Origin of the sequence: Anaeromicropila herbilytica (assembly GCF_016591975.1) — a bacterium.
GTDB classification, from domain to species: Bacteria; Bacillota; Clostridia; order Lachnospirales; family Lachnospiraceae; genus Anaeromicropila; species Anaeromicropila herbilytica.
On record NZ_AP024169.1, the window covers coordinates 314,102 to 332,626 of the forward strand.

The following is an 18,525-nucleotide window of genomic DNA, read 5'->3' on the forward strand; positions in this document are numbered from 1 at the left end:
TAATATATTTTTTACAAGCCTCAGTACAAGTGAAAATCCTCACTCCGTTCTTATTTTCACTTTGAGTCTTGACAAAATATAAACATTACTTTCAGCCGGATTACGCCAAAATTAATAATTATACATCAATATAAACAATTTAGGTTAAGAAAGACTTTTGAATATCTAATTTATAAATAAATATTTATCATTTTGACATAATAACATTGAATGCTTTCATTAATGTTAGGTAGTAAATATTAAGTTTAAATAAAGCCATGTTAAGCCAAGGTTAAACATTGTTAAACTTTGGTAATTCCTATTGTACAACAATTCCTCGTGTGTTATGAATATATCTGTAATGTTTACATTAAATATTAGGAGGTTAAGAGTATGAAAAAGGTAATGAAGAGATTTCTAACAACATTAATTGCATTTGCCCTAGTGGTAACAACGGCTTTTATAGCAGGTAGACAAGATAGGGTAGTAGCTGATGTTTGTAAAAAGACAACCAAAAGTGTACAAACGAAAGTAACTGCACCTAAATACGTATTTTTATTTATTGGTGATGGTATGAGTTATCCTCAAGTTCAATCTGCGTCAGATTATCTAGGAGCGATGAGTCAGCCAAGTGGCAGTACAATATTAACAGGCGGGAAAAAGTTATCCTTTATGAAGTTCCCTGTTGTAGGTTCTGCAACGACGTTTGATTCAACTTCTTTCTGTCCAGACTCTGCATCAACAGCAACTTCAATCTCAACTGGACATAAGACTTATAGTTCTGTTATCAATATGGATGAAACGAAAAAAATATCTTATGAAACAGTTTCTGAAAAGTTAAAGAAACAACTAGGTTATAAAATTGGTGTTATATCATCTGTAAATATTAATCATGCAACACCAGCAGCTTTTTACGCACATCAACCAAGTAGAAATAATTATTATGAAATTGGTAAAGAGTTAGTAGCAAGTGGATTCGATTATTTTGCAGGTGGAGCAGTAATAGCACCTACTGGAGCAAATAAAGATCAAAAGAGTATCTATGACTTAGCAAAAGAAGCTGGATACAAAGTAGTTACAACGACAGCAGATGCGAAAGCATTAACAAGTAAAGATGGTAAAGCAATTGTTATTGGGGAAACATTAGCAGATAGTGATTCTTTATCCTATGAAAATGATAGAAAGTCAGATGAATGGGCATTGGCTGATTATGTGAAAAAAGGTATTGATGTTCTAGATAATAAAAAAGGTTTCTTCATGATGGTTGAAGGTGGAAAAATCGACTGGGCATGTCATGCAAATGATGCTGGATCTTCAATTAATGATACAATTGCTCTTTCGAATGCAGTAGATCAAGCAGTACAATTTTATAACCAGCATCCAACAGAAACATTAATCTTGGTAACAGGAGATCATGAAACTGGTGGTCTTACCATTGGATATGCAGGAACGAATTATGATACTTACTTAGCTAATTTATCAAATCAGAAAACATCTTATGCGAAATTTGATTCAAACTATGTAGCAAACTATAAGAAGAACAACACACCATTTGCACAAGTATTATCAGACATCAAAACAAATTTTGGCTTAATTACAAGCAATGATAGCGATGCGGCAAAGAATCCAAAACTAGTATTAACAGATTATGAACTTCAATTATTAAAGAAAGCTTATGACAGAACAATGGCTCAGACAAAAGAAAAACAAACGCAAGAAGAATATGTTCTATACGGTTCTTACGAGCCACTTACTGTAACAATTACTCATTTATTAAACAACAAATCTGGTATTAACTTTAGTTCCTACTCTCATACTGGATTACCAGTTGGAGTATATGCAGAAGGTGTTGGCCAAGATTTATTTGGTGGATATTATGACAATACAAATATCTATAGCAATTTAGCAAATCTTTTGAATATCAAATAGTTGAACTTACTATGGCAAGAGTCAGGTTGCTATAGAGATAGGTTACTGTACAAGAAATAAAAAATGACTCGGCGAAAGAATTTATTTGCTGAGTTGTTTTTATCTTAATAGGTCATTATGAAACACGAATAGTTTAGTAATAGGTTTATTGAAAGATGAATGTGATAGATGAATAGAGAAAGGAAATGCATATGCATAACATAAAAATTAGTAAAGAAAAAAGAAAAGAATACATACCAGTTATTCTTTGTCTAATCCTGTTTCTTGGATTACTGATAATGCCAACAGGATATGAAGGAGCAGTTATTTATAAGGGAACGGATCGTTGTGCGGCAAGAGTACTGTCTGTTAATAACGATCGTATTATAGATACCGGACTGGTACGTTCAGGGGAACAAACCTGTCAGGTTAAGTTCTTAGGAGGTAAGTTTAAGGGGAAGGTAGCAAGTGGATATAACACCTTAAATGGCTCTCTTGAAGCGGATAAGATATTCCAAAAAGGGGATAAAGCACTTGTTGTCATTGACTTCAATGGAAGTAATATCTTATCCGTCAATATGATTGATCATTATCGTTTGAATAAAGAACTTATCCTTGCAGTAGCTTTTGTTATATTTCTAATTTTAGTTGCAGGTAAAACAGGTGCACGTGCAATTCTTTCTTTTGCAATCACCGTATTAATGATATGGAAGGTATTAGTTCCAGCCTATCTAAATGGCTATAATCCTATATATGTAGGATTATTGATAACGTTATTTATTATTATGGTGGTTATAACATTAGTATACGGTTTTGATAGAAAAGCAGTTTCTGCTATCTCAGGTTCCGCACTCGGAATGTTGGTAACTTGTATCTTAGGAATAATATTCACCAAGCAGTTCTTAATTCATGGAGCCATTATGAATAATTCAGAAAGCTTATTATATAGTGGATATGAGAATCTGAATCTAACCAAGATCTTTATGGCTAGCATCTTCATTGGCTCCTCAGGTGCAGTAATGGACCTTGCAGTTGATATCACTTCCGCTGTAAATGAAGTTGTATCAAAGAAACCCGACATAAGTTGGAAAGAAGCAGCCATCTCAGGGTTTAATGTAGGAAGAGCAGCAATGGGAACAATGACAACCACACTATTATTAGCTTATTCTGGTGGCTATATCGCTTTATTAATGGTATTCATGGCACAAGGAACACCAATCTATAACATACTCAATTACAAATACGTATCTGCCGAGATTATCGAAACAATCGTAGGAAGCTTTGGATTAGTATCCGTTGGCCCATTCACTGCATTAACAAGCGGATACTTATTAACAAGAAAGAAAAATGAGTGTACACAAGTTGAAAATGATCTCAAGCAGCAAGACAGTTCATTCTTGTAGAAAAGAAATTTACATGATAAATTCACAAGATATATGTAAATAAAAAAGTCCCGTTCAAAAAGTAGTATGAATATTACTGTATAAATAGGCAGGTTTAGATTTTGTTTTAAAGAGTATTAGAGATTCTTAATAAAAAGAGAATCATTCAATAAACAGAAAGAGTGCTGTTTGAGTGTATCTCAGCGAGTTCACTCTTTCTGTTTATGTTTGAGTGATTCTCTTTTTATTTAGAAACTCTTATACTTCTTTAACCAAAATCTAAACCTGCCTATTAATACAGTAATATTCATCGATAACCTACCAAAGGGACTTCAAGAACTAATCTAGTGGACATACCCAAAGAATCGTTATACAATACATATGCGATACTTTGGAGGTGTTCCTATGATAGAGATTATAAAAAAGAGTTCTGAATGGATAAAGAAAGAAACGGTACTTGTGGTATCTGCCATTGCAGCATTTATCAGCATGCTCTTCGTTCCATTTAATATAAAAGATTATGTTACATATATTGATTTTCGTGTATTAGCCATCCTTTTTTGTCTGATGGCTGTAATCAGTGGGTTTCAAAAAATCAATGTATTTGATGTACTGGCTAGAAAGTTATTACTAGGAGTTAAGGACACAAGAAAATTAGTATTTTTGTTAGTGTTACTATGCTTTGGTACATCCATGTGGATTACGAACGATGTATCCTTAATTGCTTTTGTACCGTTTACGATATTAGTGTTGCAGAAGATAAAGAAAGAGAAACTGCTAATCTATGTAATCGTAATGCAGACAATCGCAGCCAATCTAGGAAGTATGTTAACACCAGTTGGGAATCCACAGAATCTATATCTATATTCTCATTATGGGTTAAGCGCATTAGAATTTTTTAAGATTACAATACCAATAGTTATAGTCTCCTTTTTCTGTTTGATTGCTTGTATTTTCTTTGTGGAAAAGGAAGAGATTGTAGTAGAGTTAGGAGAAATAGCTCAAGTTAAGGAACAGAAAAAGTTTGTTATCTATGTCTTGTTATTTGTACTATGTATAGCTACAGTATTTCATGTTCTACCTTACTACATAACGTTAGCATTTACTTGCTTTGTTTTAATCATAATAGATGCTTCTATCTTTGTGAAAATAGATTACTCTTTATTAGCAACCTTTATATGCTTCTTTCTATTTGTAGGAAACGTAGGAGGGATTGAATTCATCAAGGATAGGATTGGTGGAGTAATCAGAGGAAAAGAACTCTTTGCCTCGATTCTAATGAGTCAAGGAATTAGTAATGTACCTGCAGCAGTGTTGCTATCCTCTTTTACGGAGAATGCAAAAGGACTAATTATGGGTACGAATATTGGAGGTCTTGGAACCTTAATTGCATCTTTGGCAAGCCTTATTTCTTATAAATTATATTCTAGGACAGAAGGAGCAAGAAGCGGAAGATATCTATGGGTGTTCACGAAATATAACGTATTATTTTTGGTGATTCTAATTTCGGTTACCAGATTACTATAAATTGAAATCAGTTTGGAGCTAGCTAGTATGTGTGAAATAAAGCGTTTCACACTCTTGATTTGTATGTCGCGGATGGGAAAGATAGGAGTTAATATGAATTATATAATTAGAGAAATGCAATTGCATGAATACTCACTTCTTGAAGATTTCCTATATGAAGCAATATTCCAACCGGATGAAGCTAGCTTAGTTCCAAGATCAATTATTAAAAATCCAGAACTTCAAGTTTACATTTAAGATTTTGGTTATCTAAAGGCAGGTTTCCAGATAGTTGATGAGAATGAAGATGAATATATTATGGTGTATAATTTTAATTGGAAGGAGGTTAATCAATGAATGATTAACCTCCTTCTTGATACCTTAATTCTGAATGGATGATTGAATATAGTTTAGAACTGCTTGAATATTTTCAGTTGTTGAAGTATACCATATACCATCTATTTTGATTGCTGCATTTGATAGTGATACTTCATTTTCAGAATCATCACCTAGATGCAATCGTAAGGTTGCAAGGATAGAGCCATCTAAATTATTGTCGCTTGATTCTTGCGACAGATCAAGTCCTTTGAGTGTGCTAAATATGGAATCAATATCCGCTCTTTGGGTTATCTCATAATCTGAACTAACGTCTGTAAATGAGACGGTGATGGAGGTGATATCTGTTACACTAATTGTTAGAAAGGAATTGTTCGATGCTGTTAGGGCATACGGACTACTACTCTCATCATTAGACGTGTCGTTTTTAGTATCGTTAGAAGATTTAGATTCCTTAGAATTCTTAGATTCTTTAGAATCTTTGAGGGAATCTTCTTTATTTAGCGAAGTATAAGAATCATGATCGGATGGTTTAGCTGTATCTGTGTTGCTATTTTCTTTTGGAGTAATTTTTAAAGCCTGTTTTGAATCTTTTGATTGTGTGGTATCTTTTGTAGCACCTGAACTAGCAAGACTTTTATCACTTTCTACCTTCTGGGATTGGGCCCCGTTATAAGTACTTGTGTCAGAAGAATCCTTTTTGGCAAAGCTTTCTATTTTAGATTCGTCCAAGGTAGAGGAGTTATTTCCATCCGCTAGGTTCGCTCCGTCTGTAGTGGTATCGGTTGATGGATTAGTACTTCTCGTAAGTTGGTCGGAATTACTGGTTATACTACTTGATTCATTCGAAGAATCGGTATCGCTTCGTGTACCTGTAAGGTTATTATTACTTAAAAGTTGATAACTTGAGAAGGAAAGTATGAAAAGGATAAGGATGGCTGCGATACTTCTATACTTTTTTATTATGTTCGGTAAAGTAGAATGTCTTATAGGAACGGGTTCATTTCTTTTCTGATGTTCCATTTGAGTAGCAAGTGATTCTAATAACTCTTTACTTGGAGTGATCTCATCATTATCTAATTTATATTTATCTCTAAACATCAAAATCCTCTCCTTTCAAAATGGATTCTAAATTCTTTCTAGCCCTATGTAGCTGGGACTTTACGGTGGATTCTTTCATATCTAATAGAACACTAATATCACGTACCGATAGATCTTCGTAGTAAAATAAATGAATTACGGTACGGTATTTCGTTGGTAGTTTTAATACAGCATAATAGACTTCGCTCTTTTCCTCCATCTGTGTAAGAAGATTATCTGGCATTGCCACGGTCTTACGAAACCAAGCGGAGGTAAGCAAGGTCTTACTTGTATTGATGGTGGTCTTTATGAGCCATGCCTTACGATGTTCTTCACTGGTATAGCTTATATTATATTTGATATATTTAAGAAACACTTCTTGCAGAATATCGTCAGCGTCATATTTGCTTTTGGTTCTGGAAAATGCAATTCGATAAACCATGTTAGAATATTTATTTAATATTTCTTCGACGGTGTCGTTTGCACACAAAGTATTGTCAACCATTTCAGATCCTCCCTCCTGTTTACATGTATAATACTACGGGAATGGCCAAAAGGTTGCAATTATTTTTTTATTTTTTTGTTTTTTCGAGCAAGATAAAATCAGCCTGGGGGAGGTGGTGGATAATCGAAGCGTTCTGCTCCTGGGGTGGATTTCATTTCTTTGCTTGGAAGTTTCTAAATGAACTTGCTTTTGGTAGGGCAGATAGTATAAACTCGAACTCCTCCTGCGTCGTCAAACAGCGAGTTATACTATCTAAACCAAAATCAAATTCATTAAGAAACTACTCAAGCAAAGAAAAGGCATCCACTCCAGGAGCAGAACGCTTCGATTATATACTACTTTATTGAGACTGATTTTATCGTTGTGGGAAGGTTATGGATAAAAGATAGAAAGAATTTTGGAAATTTCATTCCCACGCTTGAGAGTTTGTACATAAAATTGCTTTTGGTAGAGCAGAGAGGAAAAACTCGAGATCCTTCTGCGTTGTTAGTCATCGAGTTTATACGCTCTAAACCAAACTCAATTTTATTAAGAAACTTCACAAGCTAAGAAAAGGCATCCGTTACAGGAGCAGAACGCTTTGATTATATACTACATCATGAGACTGATTTTATTGTTGTGGGGGGAGACTATTCTATAAAATATAAAGTTTGAAATAATTAGCTAAATTTACTATAATAATGGAAGATAATAGTGTGGAATAAAAAGCATTTCACACGTTGAATTTAGGTCTGTGAGCAAGTCGTAGGCATATAGGTTAGTATGAAGCGTTTAGCGAAAAGATTAGAAGATAGAAGATTTCCCCCTTGATTTTGTGATGGGTAGTAGCAAGAGGTATTGGCGTAAGATTAAAATATTTAATACTTGTGTATGGGGTTGTGAAGGTAGAATTAGATACAAATTAAATAGACAAAAGGAAAGGAATAGAGGAATCAATGGAACAATATATTATGGCATTGGACCAAGGGACAACTAGTTCTAGGTGTATTATTTTTAATAGAAAAGGTGAGATTGTTTCATCTGTACAGAGAGAGTTTAAGCAGATCTTTAAGAATAATGGATGGGTAGAACATGATCCGAATGAGATCTGGGCGACACAGTATGGTGTGCTTTCGGAAGCGAAAGCTTCTCTTTCTATTGCAGCAGAGCAGATTGCGGGAATTGGGATTACGAATCAAAGAGAAACTACAATTGTGTGGAATAAGATGACGGGCGAACCTATTTATAATGCAATTGTATGGCAATGTAGAAGAACGGCTAACATGGTGGAAGAACTTAAGGAAAGAGGCTTTGATAAGATAATAAAAAAGAAAACTGGATTAATTGTGGATGCCTATTTTTCAGCAACAAAGGTAAAATGGATATTAGATCATGTTCCAGGTGCAAGAAAAGAAGCCGAAAAGGGTAATCTATTATTTGGTACAGTAGATACTTGGTTAATCTATAAACTTACCAAAGGAAGAGTCCATGCTACGGATTATACCAATGCCTCTAGAACGATGCTATTTAATATTCATGATCTAGAATGGGACGAGGAATTACTTAAGGAATTTGGAATTCCAAAAAGTATGTTGCCAAAGGTATACCCTTCGAGCGGAATCTTTGGATATGCAGATGCGACTCTTTTGGGGGCAAATATTCCAATTGCAGGAGTAGCAGGGGATCAACAAGCTGCACTTTTTGGACAATGTTGCTTTAAATGTGGAGAAGCGAAGAATACCTATGGAACAGGATGTTTTTTACTTATGAACACAGGCGAGAAGGCAGTTGAGTCTGAACATGGTTTGATTACAACAATTGCATCAGTGATTGACGGAAAGGTCGAGTATGCCCTTGAAGGAAGTGTATTTGTTGCCGGTGCAGCAATTCAATGGCTAAGAGATGAAATGGGATTTGTGAAGAAGGCATCGGATAGCGAGAGAATGGCCAACTCAGTACGAGATACGAATGGCGTGTATGTGGTTCCAGCCTTTACAGGGCTTGGAGCGCCTTACTGGGATTCCTATGCTAGAGGTGCAATCTTTGGCTTAACGAGAGGAACTAAGAGAGAACACATCGTTAGGGCAACGCTTGAATCCCTTGCTTATCAGACTTATGATGTACTAAAAGCTATGGAAGAGGATGCAAATATCACCTTAGAAGCACTTCGTGTTGATGGTGGTGCAAGTGCGAATGATTTTATCTTACAGTTTCAATCGGATCTTCTAGGAACTTGGGTTGATCGTCCCTTTATCATTGAAACAACAGCCTTAGGAGTATCGTATCTGGCGGGGCTTGCAGTGGGATTCTATAAAGATAAAGAGGAAATCGTAAGCCATTTAAAAGTTCAGAAGACATTTGAACCAATGATGAATGGTGAGGTTCGCAAAAGTCTGTTAAAAGGCTGGGAGGAAGCAGTTAGCAGAACCAGAGGCTGGGCTAAGGAATAGTGAGTCCTAGCTATAACAATACGAACAAAACCAATGGATAAGCCTTGTAATAAAATACTGATATGTTATAATATAGCAAGGTATATAAACTGATAGTAAATAAAGGAGCTAATTTTATGAATTTGATAACAATTAGAGAATTATACAAAAACAAAGAAAATTATGTAGGTAAAGAAGTCTCAGTTGGTGGTTGGGTAAGAAGTATCCGTGATTCCAAGACATTCGGCTTCGTTGTAATGAATGACGGTACTTTTTTTGAGACATTACAGATCGTATATAGTGACAAATTAATCAATTTTGCTGAAATATCAAAATTAAATGTAGGTGCAGCTATCATTGTAAAAGGACTACTAGTTGCTACTCCAGAAGCAAAACAACCATTTGAGATTCAAGCGGCAGATGTAACGGTGGAAGGAACTTCGACAGCAGAATACCCACTTCAAAAGAAGAGACATTCTTTAGAGTATTTAAGAACGATTGCTCATCTTAGACCAAGAACAAATACGTTCCAAGCGGTATTTCGCGTACGTTCTCTAATTGCATATGCAATTCATCAATATTTCCAAGAGAGAGATTTCGTATATGTTCATACACCATTAATCACAGGAAGTGACTGTGAAGGTGCTGGAGAGATGTTCCGTGTAACAACTCTTGATATGGAGAACTTACCAAGAACTACAGAGGGTAAAGTAGATTATAACGAAGATTTCTTCAATAAAGAGACAAGCTTAACAGTAAGTGGTCAGTTAAACGGTGAAACTTACGCAATGGCTTTCCGTAATATCTATACTTTCGGACCTACATTCAGAGCAGAGAATTCGAATACAACAAGACATGCAGCAGAATTCTGGATGATTGAGCCTGAGATTGCATTTGCAGATCTACAAGATGATATGATGTTAGCAGAAGGAATGTTAAAATACGTAATCAACTATGTACTAGAAAATGCGAAAGAAGAAATGCAATTCTTCAATCAATTCGTAGATAAAGGATTACTTGAAAGACTTCACAATGTTGCGACATCTGAATTTGGACATGTTACTTATACAGAAGCAATCGAGATCTTAGAAAAAGTAAATGATCGTTTTGAATATAAAGTATCTTGGGGATGTGATTTACAAACAGAACATGAAAGATACTTAACAGAAGAAGTATACAAAAAACCATTATTCGTTACTGATTATCCAAAGGATATCAAAGCTTTCTACATGAAGATGAACGAAGATAATAAGACAGTAGCAGCTATGGACTTATTAGTTCCTGGTATTGGTGAGATCATCGGAGGAAGTCAAAGAGAAGATGATTATGCTAAATTAACTGCTAGAATGGCTGAATTAGATCTTAAGGAAGAAGATTACGAATTCTATCTAGATCTTAGAAAATATGGTTCAACTAGACATGCTGGATTTGGTTTAGGATTTGAAAGATGCGTAATGTACTTAACAGGTATGGCAAATATCCGTGACGTAATTCCATTCCCACGTACCGTTAATAATTGCGAATTCTAATTTAAATATATAAAAATGATGTTGGGGTCAAAAGCCTTTTATAACTTGCATTGTGTATATTGATGTATAATTATACAGTGATATACACTCAATGCACTAAAATAAGGCTTTTGACCCCAACATTAAAAAAATAGAGTTAAGACATATCTGTCTTAACTCTATTTTTTTAACTTTAGATTATGCTTTATGAACATTTGTAAATATATAATTCTTATATTTATCTAATCCTTTAAGTAATAAGAATCCTAATACACCACAAGATAATACTTCACCGATTCCAACGGTTAACATCATCATAGGAATAGGTATTGTAATTGCATAGCCAATTCTTAATACATAAGGAACAACTAGCATATTGAGGATGATTGGTGGTAGTGGAACTAAGTATTTATTCTTTCTAAGAAGATAGGAAAAGATTGCAGCTACTAAAGTAGCTAAACTACCGCAGATTACATCAAGTAGTACTGCACCACCTAGAAAGTTACCGAGTAAACAACCAACAAATAATCCTGGGATTGCTGCAGGTGTAAAATAAGGAAGTATCGTAAGTGCTTCTGCAAGCCTTACTTGGATATCCTTAAAGCCAAATGGCTGAAACATGTAGGTCAAAACCACATAAATAGCTGCAATCATAGCAGCTTCGGTTAAGAACCTGGTTCCCTTTTTGTTCATATTCAATTCTCCTTTAGTTTTGTTTTACGAGTGGAAGGTCACGAACACTCGGTTGTTAACTTATAAAGACCTTGGTTTTAGTGGCAAAGTGCCTTTTTTAGTATAGCATGAAAATAGTGGTTGTCAAGTGTGAATTAAATACCTATTATTGAGATGTTGATTTGGTTTTACTATATAAATATTCTTATTATGATATAAAAATAACATAATCAAAGATACTATTGGATAAAGATTAAAATGTCCTCTGAAAGAACGTGAAAAAATTTCTTTCAGAGGACATTGTTATATATAAAGGATAGGATTTATTTATCATTTAAGAATTTCTGATCCTTTAATGTAGGATATACATCTGGATAGTAAACATATTGATAAATACTAGATGTATATTTACTCCAGTTTCCTTCTTGTTCGCGACCAACTTCTTTTAAGTAATCTTCCATGACATTATCATACTCATCAATTGCATTCTTAAGGCCTTCTACTTGATACTTTTCTACATGTTTATAAGTATTAAATGGTAGTCTTGGCTTTTGCTTTGAATTATCTTTAGGGTAACCAATCGCAAGTCCAGCAACAGGATAAGTGTATTCAGGGAGATTAAGAAGCTTAATCATTTCGGCTGGGGATTTGCGAACACCACCAATTGGAACAATGCCTAGGCCTAGAGATTCAGCAGAAATAATGGATGCTCCCATAGCTAAGCCTGCGTCAAACGTTCCTACCATTGTTCCTTCAATACTTTGGTGTATAATTTGATTCAGATTATTTTTCTCTGCCCCAATATTTGTTTTATAATAATCCATTACAAATACAAGAAATACGGGTGCATCATCAATCCATTTCTGTCCACCTGTTAAGTCAGCAATTTGCTTCTTTGTTTCTTTATCTCTAATTACAATAACAGAAGTTTGCTGTCCATTAATGGAATTTGGCATAGCTTGTGCTGATTTTAGTATCTCATCTATGATAGCGTCTGGGATATCTTTGTCCAAGAAGTTTCTGATTGATCTGTGGTTTTGTATTGTTTTAATTGTTTCATTCATAATATCTCTCCATTCTATTTTGATTACAGTTTCATAACAATTTTTTGCTCTAATGATGCGAGACTTTCAGGTGTATGAGTAGATAGATATACTGTATCATTTTCTAGAATAAATCTACGTACCTTATCTAGAGTTTCTCTTGCTAAGTCTTTATCCTCATATACAACGGATAATTCATTTTGCTTTAGTGCTTCGTCTGTATAAGTAACATCACCGTGAATCATATAATGAAGTCCATCTATTTCAACAACAGTAATTGAATTACCCTTTGTATGGCCATAAGCTGGTAGCATATAGATATTATCAGCAATTTTTTCACTTTTAGTAAAGTTTTTATAGTTTCCATCTTTAAAATTGACACGGACAATATTATTACCTTCTAATTTCATAGCATCCGCTTCAGTTCCTGATATATATATTTGAGCGTTCGGAAAGGATCTTAGTTCGCCTGAATGATCTGGGTGCTTGTGTGTGACAATAATTTTGTTAATATCTTCAACTTGGTAACCTGCGTTATGTAAAGCAGTTAAGAAGTCGGCAACTTTTTCACCAGTATAGATTTTGGCATTCGGATCTTTTTTGAATTCAGGTGTTTCAACGGGTAGACCAGTATCAATTAGTATTACCTCATTGCCAGTATCAATTAAATAGTTTTGTAAACTTGAAGGATAAGTCTTATCTAACCTAATCTTTTCTTTTTCTCTTGAACCGCCGAATGCAAATGCTTCTTGCATTTCTCCATTTTTATAAAATTCTAAAGCTATAATTTTCATTTGCTTATACCTATCTTGTAAATGTGGTTACAAGATTCCTTTCTCTATAATATATTTAAAACAATTTAATTAAGAACAATTAATATAATTGAATTGTATCCAATTTAATTTGAGTTGTCAATATATTTTTAACAATAATTTTATTTTTATGAAGTGCCCGACAAAATGACCTGTATCTCCAGTGAAGAATAAAGTGTTCTTTATATCAGACATAGTAATATGTCTAATATTTATAGATAGTAAAACAGCCTCTATCTACATTGAGATAGAGGCTGTTGAATTCTAACTGACTATTTATGATTTCGAGAATTATTTGTTTGAGCAAATATTGCATTATCATCTAAGTTCTTTTCTAATTTATGAGAATAAGTTAATTTCAGCAATATTGGTGTAACTATTGTAGTAAGTATAACAACAATTAGAGTAGGTAAAAATATCTCTTCTGTAATAATACCCTTTTGTAACCCAATATTAGCAGTAATCAAGGCTACCTCGCCTCGCGAGATCATTCCCGCACCAACTTGAATTGATTCACTCTTACTCATCTTAAGGCATCTTGCAGCTAAACCGCATCCGAATAATTTACCTATTACAGCAATTGCAAACATAACTATAGTAATTAGTAAAACTTCTTGATTTAGCCCTTTCAGATTTGCTTCAATACCAACACTTGCGAAGAAGATGAGAGATAAGAAACCAGAGGAGATTGCTTTTACATTACGTTCTAGATATTCTCTGTGTTCAAAGGTTGAGAGAATCAGGCCGCATATATAGGCACCAGTAATTGCAGCAATCCCAATGCTCTCTGCTATGTAGGCAATCAATATAGCAAATACTAATGAGAAAGTAAGTAGTTCTTTCCCCGGTTTGATATATTTCGTAAGTTTGTTAATGAATCTGGGTATATATACAATTCCAATGATTGATAATACACAGAATATAATAATCTTTACCATGACAATAATGAGTGACATAGTAGCAGAAGAACCAGTACTAGAGCCGGATGATTGTGCAATTGCAAGAACGACGGAGATCAATACAAGTCCTAATACATCATCAATTACAGCAGCTCCAAGGATATTAATACCAGACTTTGAATTCATTTTACCAAGCTCTTTTAATGTCTGAACTGTGATACTAACACTTGTAGCAGTCAGGATTACACCTACGAATAGATTCTCCCAGAAGTTCTGGAAGAATAAATAAGCACCTAAAGTTCCCAGAATAAGTGGAACAATCACACCGCTAAGAGCAATAATAAGTGATGTAAACCCAGCTTTTTTAAACTGTTCAACATCGGTTTCTAGACCTGCTAGAAACATAAGTAGAATTACTCCAAGATTAGCTAAAAGTTTAATGTTGTTATCGTATTGAACCAAGTTAAGAACCATAGGGCCAAGTACTACACCTGCAAGTAATGCGCCGAGAACTTCAGGCATTTTAAACTTCTTACTAATCATACCTCCAATGGTTGTAAATAAAAGAATTAATACAATACTAAGCAATGTTTTTTCCATAATATACCTCCTATTGATAAAATAAAAGTGGAGAGCCCTAAAAAAGGACTTTCCACCCTAAAAGTCAAATTCTTGAATCAAATCTATTATTTATACATTTGTTCAACCGAAATTTCATACGTATTTATATTGTCATTCATAATATTTATATCGCAATTCAGTAGATTTTGTCAAGATATATTTCTTTAATATATAATCCACATAGAAAAAGACGGTGTACTATTCACCGTCTTTTACTTCGTTCGTCTCAGTTGATGGAGACTTGTAAGGCATCTCTTCAGGGACGGAACTCTGGGTATTAATTTCAGGCTTATCTTTAGCACTATCTGTAGCTTTGATAAAGTATTCATCCGTACCACTTTGCATCGATGTCTGGATCGAGGGTTTTCCATTCGTATATTCAATTCGCATTGCAATCCTCCTTTTATAAACATGGTTATTATCTGCGAATTTTTTGAAAATATACATGACATGTTAAGAAGTGAATATATTGAATAAAATGAGGAGAGGGAGCTAAACTAGTTTAGCTCCCATTATGAAAATCTATATTAATGGTATATTATCGTCTACAAATGAAACTTAATGTATTTCTGTTATTAAGTATAGTATAAATCTAAAAAGTGAAGATTGTGTGAAATTACGATATAGAAATAGAATTATCTTATAAAAGAAACAAGAAAAAGGAAAGAAAATCTTAATAAAACAAGTGTTCTAGCAAGTTGATAATTAAACTTTCATATGCTATACTATGTTTTAATTAGAACGATTCTTCGTAAAAAGAGGTGATAGAATGAGATTTATTCACATAGCAGATGTTCATCTTGGCGCTTCTCCAGACTCTAGTTATTCATGGGGAAAATTAAGAAAAAGAGAGATTATGGAGACCTTTAAGAAAGTAATAGAAGTGTGTAAAGAAGAGGCAGTGGATCTATTACTAATTGCAGGTGACTTATTTCATAAAGCGCCTCTCGTTAGAGAATTGAAGGAAATTGATTATTTGTTCGGCCAGATTCCGAATACCAGAATAGTGTTCATAGCTGGTAATCATGATTATATTGGACCTTTCTCCAACTATCTGAATTATGAATTTGTGTCAAATGTAACCATGATAAGATCAGAACAGATGGAACATATCTATCTAGAAGAATTGAATACAGAAATATATGGATTTAGCTACCATACGAGGGATATTATGGAAGCTAAATATGACGATATTCGGATAGAAGAAAATGATCGTATCCATATTCTATTGGCTCATGGTGGGGATGATAAAAATATTCCTATCCATAAGAATAGGCTAAAAGAGCTTGGTTTTGATTATATTGCATTAGGCCATATTCATAAACCAGATAGAATTGATAAGAATATAGCATATGCTGGGTCCTTAGAGCCTCTAGATATTAATGAAACAGGGGAGAGAGGTTATATCCTAGGTGATATTAATCAACAGAGTTGCAGGCTTAACTTTGTTCCTATTGCAAAAAGAAAATATATTCATCTTAAAATAGAGACAACACCTGCTACAACGAACGAAGCATTATTTGATCAGATAAAAAAAGAGATTGTAGAAAAAGGAATAGAGAATATTTACAGAATTCTAATTGAAGGACGTAAAGATATCGATATAATATATGATATGGAGGCTATATACGAACTGGGGAAGATATATGATGTTATCGATAATACGATTCTAGATTATGATTTTGACCAATTATATGAAGATAATAAGGATAACATGATTGGACTATATATTGATTCTATTTGTAATGCAAAGGAAGAGGATGACGTAATTCAGAAAGCCTTATATTATGGAATGGAAGCATTATTAAAGGCAAAGGGGTGAGTATTTGCTGATTGAGGAATTAAGACTTAAAAACTTTGGTAAATTTATTGATAAGTCAATTGTTCTTGAGGATGGAATTAATATAATATACGGAGATAATGAAGCAGGTAAATCAACCATTCATGACTTTATAAAAGGAATGTTATTTGGAATTGTAAAGGCAAGAGGTAGAGTGGCAAAAGAAGATCTTTATATGAGATATCTTCCTTGGAATAATCCTTCTCTTTATCAAGGAAGCATGCAGATTAATATAGAGAATAAGAAATACCGCTTGATTCGAAATTTTCATAAGGATTATAAGGAATTTCGAATCATAGATCTAGTTACAGGCAGGGAGTATCGCAGTTTTTCTGAAATAGATAGCACATTATTACCTATGCTTAACGAAACCAATTATAAGAATACAATCAGTATTAGTCAGAAAAAGGCTGGAACAGACAAAGAATTCGTTAGTGAAGTTCAGAATTATATCGCCAATCTATCCACTTCGAAAGATAGTGAAGTAAATATCAGTAATGCATTATCCTATTTGCAAGCCAAGAAAAAGCAAATTGAATCGAATAATACGAGGAAGAGAATTAATGAGCTTACACTATTTCTAAAGGATTGTGAAAATGAGAGAAAAAAGATTGAAGAGTACGCAAAGGAATTGGTTCGATTAGACCAAAGAATAAAGACACTCATGGAGCTTATCAATGACAAACTTCAAGTAGAGGATAAGATTTCCTCCGTACAAATTAAATTATCACAAGGAAATGAGATTGATTCAAGACGACTTAGCTTGGATTTGTTGGAATATGAAGAACTGATGCAGAAGGAAAAAGAATTAGAGTCTCATCAGGCTTTATTAGATACCAATTATGAGAAAGAAAACGGTGTTGGAACAGAAGATGTAGTAAAGCGTATGCCAAAATGGATTCTTACATACCTATATATGCCGATTCTAGCAACTATTCTAGCAATGCTAACAAATTCCCTTCATCATAAAGGGATCCTACTAAGTCTGCTTATATGGGTGGGTTATGGTAGTGTAGGTGTTCTAACTAAATTATACTTATTTAACAGATATGAGAAGGAAGAAGTAATAAGTGATCATAAAAAGATCGATTTGGAAAATCAATCTAAGAGAAAAGAACAAGAGTACCAACAGCAAAAGAGCCTTTTAGAACGAAAAGAAAAGATTCTAGATTACTACAAAGTTCAAGGCTATGAAGAACTTAAGACATTCACCTTAAGAATAAGCCAATCAGGGACGATCAAGGATGAATTACGAAAAGAGCATCAAAGTCTAAAGAATCAACTAGAGGAAATAGACAATAAAGCGTATCTAATGAGTCAAATAATTCTAGGAGAAGCGAAGAATAGAGAAGTAGAGAAAGAAATTAATAGCAATCCATCCTTAATTCAGTTATTGAATTATGCGAACCAATGTGATAGGTTACAATATGAGAGGATTAAGTGGGAATTAGAGAGGCTTGAGGTTAGACAGGATGAAGTTTATGAAAGTCAGAAAGTTTTGAAACAGCTGAATCTAGACCTTCAAGTAGAGATGGATGAGTTAAAAGCAGTTGATTTGGCGAGTGAGACAATTGAGAACCTAGCGATTCAGATTCATGATAGCTTTGGACTAAAGCTTAGTAAAACGGTATCCGATATCATAAGTAAGATAACAAGTAATCGTTATACAGACGTTAGAATTGATGAGAAACTTAATATCAAAGTGTTAGATGGTGAAGAATATATTCCAATCGATAATTTAAGTGTAGGAACGATAGAACAAGTCTATTTGGCAATGCGTATGGAAGTTTCAACGTTATTTTTTGAGAAGGAAGAAGTTCCATTCATTCTTGATGACTGTTTCGCATACTATGATGATAAAAGATTAGAGGAGACACTAAGAACTTTATACAACAAGAGAAATCAAATAATAATATTTACTTGTCATAAGAGAGAGAGTAAGATATTAGATACATTAGAAATACCATATCATTTGATTTCTTTAACATAGATAGGATGTCGCAAGGGTATCGCAGTGACAGCAATG

15 protein-coding genes and 1 other annotated feature are annotated in these 18,525 nt (G+C 33.9%); of the genes, 8 read left to right on the forward strand and 7 right to left on the reverse strand.

Annotation, left to right across the window (positions count from 1 at the left end; all coding sequences use genetic code 11):
- Window positions 1–372: 372 nt before the first annotated feature.
- The 4 genes from bsdtb5_RS01260 to bsdtb5_RS01275 all read left to right on the forward strand — a co-directional run bounded on the left by bsdtb5_RS01260 (window position 373) and on the right by bsdtb5_RS01275 (window position 5,033).
- Entirely contained in the window at window positions 373–1,908 is a 1,536-nt protein-coding gene (locus bsdtb5_RS01260; RefSeq protein ID WP_271714245.1) for an alkaline phosphatase, read from the forward strand.
- Between the two features lie 191 nt (window positions 1,909–2,099).
- Complete coding sequence (locus tag bsdtb5_RS01265) at window positions 2,100–3,290, forward strand: YibE/F family protein (RefSeq protein WP_271714246.1); 1,191 nt, start codon at window positions 2,100–2,102, stop codon at window positions 3,288–3,290.
- Window positions 3,291–3,674: 384 nt separating this feature from the next.
- A complete protein-coding gene (locus tag bsdtb5_RS01270; protein ID WP_271714247.1) occupies window positions 3,675–4,796 on the forward strand; it encodes an SLC13 family permease in 1,122 nt (373 codons plus the stop codon).
- A 93-nt stretch (window positions 4,797–4,889) separates the two neighbouring features.
- Window positions 4,890–5,033 carry a hypothetical protein gene (locus bsdtb5_RS01275; RefSeq protein WP_271714248.1) on the forward strand — a complete coding sequence of 48 codons (144 nt, stop codon included), beginning with the start codon at window positions 4,890–4,892 and terminating at the stop codon, window positions 5,031–5,033.
- Window positions 5,034–5,156: 123 nt separating this feature from the next.
- Here the strand turns inward: bsdtb5_RS01275 and bsdtb5_RS01280 are convergent, their stop codons facing one another.
- Together bsdtb5_RS01280 and bsdtb5_RS01285 are read right to left on the reverse strand one after the other, a co-directional pair.
- Window positions 5,157–6,212 (reverse strand): hypothetical protein, encoded by a 1,056-nt coding sequence (locus bsdtb5_RS01280; protein WP_271714249.1) that lies wholly within the window; start codon window positions 6,210–6,212, stop codon window positions 5,157–5,159.
- Window positions 6,205–6,696 carry an RNA polymerase sigma factor gene (locus bsdtb5_RS01285; protein ID WP_271714250.1) on the reverse strand — a complete coding sequence of 164 codons (492 nt, stop codon included), beginning with the start codon at window positions 6,694–6,696 and terminating at the stop codon, window positions 6,205–6,207. Before bsdtb5_RS01285 ends, bsdtb5_RS01280 begins: the two co-directional genes overlap by 8 nt.
- A gap of 935 nt (window positions 6,697–7,631) precedes the next feature.
- On the opposite strand from bsdtb5_RS01285, the gene glpK reads away from it, so the two are divergent.
- Window positions 7,632–9,125, forward strand: a complete 1,494-nt coding sequence (glpK, locus tag bsdtb5_RS01290; RefSeq protein WP_271714251.1) for a glycerol kinase GlpK — start codon at window positions 7,632–7,634, stop codon at window positions 9,123–9,125.
- Window positions 9,126–9,241: 116 nt separating this feature from the next.
- The gene (gene asnS / locus bsdtb5_RS01295) at window positions 9,242–10,633 is read left to right on the forward strand and encodes an asparagine--tRNA ligase (protein ID WP_271714252.1); all 1,392 of its coding nucleotides are present in this window, start codon (window positions 9,242–9,244) and stop codon (window positions 10,631–10,633) included.
- A 177-nt stretch (window positions 10,634–10,810) separates the two neighbouring features.
- Here the strand turns inward: asnS and bsdtb5_RS01300 are convergent, their stop codons facing one another.
- From bsdtb5_RS01300 to bsdtb5_RS01320, 5 genes are all read right to left on the reverse strand, one after another.
- Window positions 10,811–11,305 carry a QueT transporter family protein gene (locus tag bsdtb5_RS01300; protein WP_271714253.1) on the reverse strand — a complete coding sequence of 165 codons (495 nt, stop codon included), beginning with the start codon at window positions 11,303–11,305 and terminating at the stop codon, window positions 10,811–10,813.
- 302 nt (window positions 11,306–11,607) lie between these two features.
- A complete protein-coding gene (locus bsdtb5_RS01305; protein WP_271714254.1) occupies window positions 11,608–12,348 on the reverse strand; it encodes an NADPH-dependent oxidoreductase in 741 nt (246 codons plus the stop codon).
- A 23-nt stretch (window positions 12,349–12,371) separates the two neighbouring features.
- Window positions 12,372–13,121, reverse strand: coding sequence for an MBL fold metallo-hydrolase (locus tag bsdtb5_RS01310; protein ID WP_271714255.1), 750 nt, complete (start codon window positions 13,119–13,121; stop codon window positions 12,372–12,374).
- 290 nt (window positions 13,122–13,411) lie between these two features.
- Window positions 13,412–14,638, reverse strand: coding sequence for a cation:proton antiporter (locus tag bsdtb5_RS01315; protein WP_271714256.1), 1,227 nt, complete (start codon window positions 14,636–14,638; stop codon window positions 13,412–13,414).
- 46 nt (window positions 14,639–14,684) lie between these two features.
- Window positions 14,685–14,746 (reverse strand) — a sequence feature (sodium ion sensor (DUF1646 type); this cis-regulatory element may regulate processes involved in with the transportation of sodium ions).
- A 111-nt stretch (window positions 14,747–14,857) separates the two neighbouring features.
- On the reverse strand, window positions 14,858–15,049 hold the full coding sequence (locus tag bsdtb5_RS01320) for a hypothetical protein (RefSeq protein WP_271714257.1): 192 nt from the start codon (window positions 15,047–15,049) through the stop codon (window positions 14,858–14,860).
- A 379-nt stretch (window positions 15,050–15,428) separates the two neighbouring features.
- Between bsdtb5_RS01320 and bsdtb5_RS01325 the strand changes: the two genes are divergently transcribed.
- Together bsdtb5_RS01325 and bsdtb5_RS01330 are read left to right on the forward strand one after the other, a co-directional pair.
- On the forward strand, window positions 15,429–16,481 hold the full coding sequence (locus bsdtb5_RS01325) for a metallophosphoesterase family protein (protein WP_271714258.1): 1,053 nt from the start codon (window positions 15,429–15,431) through the stop codon (window positions 16,479–16,481).
- 4 nt (window positions 16,482–16,485) lie between these two features.
- The gene (locus bsdtb5_RS01330; protein ID WP_271714259.1) at window positions 16,486–18,489 is read left to right on the forward strand and encodes an ATP-binding protein; all 2,004 of its coding nucleotides are present in this window, start codon (window positions 16,486–16,488) and stop codon (window positions 18,487–18,489) included.
- Window positions 18,490–18,525: the final 36 nt, after the last annotated feature.